Raw genomic sequence first — 3,648 nt, 5'->3', positions numbered from 1 at the left:
CTGCCCGACGGTGAGCGCGCCGCCGCCGTCCACACCGAGGAGGGCCGCATCACCGCCGTCACCGCGTTCGACGACGTCCCGGCCACGGCGGTGACCCTCGCCGACGACGAGGCGCTGCTCCCCGGGCTGGTCGACAGCCACGTCCACGTCAACGAGCCGGGACGCACCGAGTGGGAGGGCTTCGCGACAGCCACCCGCGCCGCGATCGCCGGCGGCGTCACCACGATCGTCGACATGCCGCTGAACTCGATCCCCCCGACGACGACCGTCGAGGCGTTGCACGTGAAACGAGAGACGGCGGACGGGCAGGTCGCGGCCGACGTCGCCTTCTGGGGCGGTGCCGTGCCGGGCAACCTCGACCAGCTCCGCCCGCTGCACGAGGCCGGCGTCGTGGGGTTCAAGTGCTTCCTGCTCGACTCCGGCGTCCCGGAGTTCCCGCCGTTGGACGACGCCGGCCTGCGCGCCGCCCTCGCCGACCTGGCCGCCTTCGACGGTCTGCTGATCGCGCACGCCGAGGACGCCGAGGTGATCGCCGCGGCTCCCGAGCCCACCGGCGCGAGCTACGCGGCCTTCCTCGCGTCCCGGCCGGGCGCGGCCGAGGAGTCGGCGATCGCCGGGTTGGTGGCCGCGGCCCGCGACACCGGAGCGCGCACTCACGTCGTCCACCTGGCCGCCGCCGATGCGCTGCCGCTGCTGCGGAAGGCGCGGGCCGAGGGCGTGCGGATCACCGTCGAGACGTGCCCGCACTACCTGACCTTCGCCGCCGAGCAGGTGCCCGACGGCGCCACGGCGTTCAAGTGCTGCCCGCCGATCCGCGAGGCGGCGCACCGGGAGGAGCTCTGGGCGGCGCTGCAGGGCGGCGACATCGACCTCGTCGTCAGCGACCACTCGCCGTGCACCCCGGACCTCAAGCGGCTCGACAGCGGCGACTTCGGGGCGGCCTGGGGCGGGATCGCGTCCCTGCAGGTCGCCCTGCCGGTGGTGTGGACCGGCGCCCGGCAGCGCGGGATCGGACTGGACCGGGTGGTGCGCTGGATGGCCGAGGCGCCGGCCCGCCTGGCCGGCCTGCCGGGTAAGGGTGCGATCGCCGTCGGCCGCGACGCGGACCTGGTCGCCTTCGCACCCGACGAGGAGTGGACGGTCGGCGACCTGGAGCACCGCAACCCGGTGACGCCCTACTCGGGCCGGTCGGTCACCGGCGCGATCCGGCGCACGTGGCTGGGCGGGCGGCCGGCGGACGGTTCCCCCATCGGCCGGTTGCTGGGGCGCGGCATGCCACAGTGAGGGCGCCGCCGTTCCGAGGAGCCCGATGACCGACTTCACGCGCCTGCCCGACCTCGCCTCCCGAGCACTGGGCGGTGCTGTCGTCGCGGCCAACGACGAGTTCTTCGCGGCCCGGGAGAACCTGGTGCTGCCCGAGCCGCCCGTGGCGCGCACCGAGTTCGGGCACAAGGGCAAGGAGTACGACGGCTGGGAGACCCGGCGGCGGCGCATCCCGGGTCACGACTGGGCGATCGTGCGGCTGGGCGCTCCGGGGGTGGTGGCCGGCGTCCTCGTCGACACCGCGTACTTCAGCGGCAACTACCCGCCGCGGATCTCGCTGGACGGTGCCGCGGTCGAGGGCCATCCGACCGTGGACGAGCTGTCCAAGGCCGACTGGCAGCCGCTGCTCGAGCCGCACGACGTGGCCGGCAACACCCACAACCACTTCCCCGTCTTCTCCGACCGCCGGGTCACCCACGTCCGCCTCAACATCCATCCGGACGGCGGCGTCGCGAGGCTGCGCGTGCACGGGACCGTGCTCCCCGACCCCCGCCTGCTGGACGCCGGCCCGTTCGACCTCGCGGCGCTGGAGAACGGCGGCCGGGTCACCGGTGTCAGCAACGAGTTCTACGGCCGTCCCTCGCAGCTGATCGGCCGGGGACTGGCCCGGTCGATGGGCGAGGGCTGGGAGACCGCCCGCCGCCGCGACTCCGGCAACGACTGGGTGGAGCTCGCCCTGGCCTGCGAGGGCGTCGTCACCCTCGCCGAGCTCGACACCTCCTACTTCCTCGGCAACGCCCCCGGGACCGCGTCCCTCACCGGCATCGGCCCGGACGGCGAGGTGCCGCTGCTGCCCCGCACCCGTCTGCAGCCGGACACCCGGCACCGGTTCGTCCTCGACGCCGCGCCCGGTGTCGACCGCGTCCGCCTGGACGTCTTCCCGGACGGCGGCATGGCGCGCCTGCGCCTGTGGGGCCGCCCGACGGCCGCCGGACGGGCGGAGCTGGGCCGGCGCTGGTTCGACGCGCTGCCCGACGTCCAGGCGCTGGAGGTGCTGGGCTCCATCGGTCTGCCGCCGCAGCAGGCCGGCCGCCTGGTCGGCGGCCGGCCGGTGAGCGGGGAGCTGCCGCCGGAGGTCGCCCGGCTGTTGGACGGCCCGGACGCCTGACGCCGTCGCGCGCGAACGGGTTCGCCGTCCCGCTCCGCGCCGATAGGGTCGCCCGGCCGTCCGGTCTTCCCGAGGAGTCGTCGTGCCCCGTCGCCTGCGCGTGCTGGCTGCTGCCACCCCGTTCCTGTTGCTCGGCCTCGCGGCCTGCAGCGCCAGCACCCTGGCCGCCGAGGACACCGCCGAGAAGGCCGAGGACGCCCTCGAGGAGCAGATCGGGACCCGTCCCGACATCTCGTGCCCGGACGACCTCGAGGCCGAGGTGGGCGCTGAGACCCGGTGCACCCTCACGGCGGGCGATGACCCGACGGAGTACGGGGTCACGGTCACGGTCACGTCCGTCGAGGGGGACACCGTGAACTTCGACGTCGAGGTCGACGAGGAGCCCGCCGCGTAGGGCGACACGGCGCGGGAACCCGGGGGCGGCAGGATGCCCCCGTGGAGACTCCCGCGCGCGCCGACCTGCTGATCACCGACGCCGAGCTCGTCGCCACCGTCGACGACGCCCGGCGGGAGATCGCCGGCGGCTGGGTGGCGGTCACCGACGGGGCGGTCAGCGGTCTGGGCGGTCCGGACGAGCCGCGGCCCGACGCCGTCCGCACGATCGACGCGCGCGGCTGCCTCGTGACGCCGGGGCTGGTCAACACCCACCACCACCTCTACCAGAACCTGACCCGGGCGTTCGCGCCGGCGCTGACCGGCGGCCTGTTCGACTGGCTGGTCACGCTCTACCCGTTGTGGGCCCGGCTGGACGAGGAGGCCGCCTACGTCAGCGCCTACGTCGGACTCACCGAGCTCGCGCTCGCCGGCTGCACCACGTCCACCGACCACCTGTACGTGCACCCTCGCGGTGCCGGTGACCTGATCTCCGCCGAGGTCGCCGCCGCGCGGGACCTCGGCATGCGATCGCACGTCACCCGCGGCTCGATGTCGCTGTCGGTCAAGGACGGCGGGCTGCCGCCGGACTCCGTCGTCCAGGACGACGACGAGATCCTGGCCGAGTCCGAGCGCCTGGTCGCCGCCCACCACGACCGCTCGCCCCTCGCCATGACGCGGATCGCGCTGGCGCCGTGCTCGCCGTTCAGCGTCTCGACGTCGCTCATGACCCGCACCGCCGAGCTGGCCGAGCGGCTCGACGTGCGGCTGCACACGCACCTGGCCGAGACGCAGGACGAGGACGCCTTCTGCCTGGAGACGTTCGGCCGCCGTCCGGTCGACTA

4 protein-coding genes are annotated in these 3,648 nt (G+C 74.8%); all 4 read left to right on the top strand.

The genetic code is table 11. The features are described 5' to 3' along the window. A partial coding sequence (allB, locus tag E4P40_RS26955; RefSeq protein ID WP_209305547.1) for an allantoinase AllB occupies positions 1-1,284 on the top strand: 1,284 nt, incomplete at its 5' end. A 25-nt stretch (positions 1,285-1,309) separates the two neighbouring features. Beyond that, on the top strand, positions 1,310-2,431 hold the full coding sequence (alc, locus tag E4P40_RS26950; RefSeq protein ID WP_135161368.1) for an allantoicase: 1,122 nt from the start codon (positions 1,310-1,312) through the stop codon (positions 2,429-2,431). Positions 2,432-2,513: 82 nt separating this feature from the next. Then, positions 2,514-2,825: a DUF4333 domain-containing protein gene (locus E4P40_RS26945; RefSeq protein ID WP_135161367.1), complete on the top strand. Its 312-nt coding sequence runs from the start codon at positions 2,514-2,516 to the stop codon at positions 2,823-2,825. Positions 2,826-2,866: 41 nt separating this feature from the next. Further along, the coding region (locus E4P40_RS26940) for an amidohydrolase family protein (protein ID WP_167762384.1) at positions 2,867-3,648 on the top strand (782 nt) is incomplete at its 3' end.

The organism is Blastococcus sp. CT_GayMR20 (assembly GCF_004570345.1).
The sequence above is the reverse complement of the archived record's forward strand: the minus strand, read 5'-3'. Positions and strand labels throughout refer to the sequence as shown.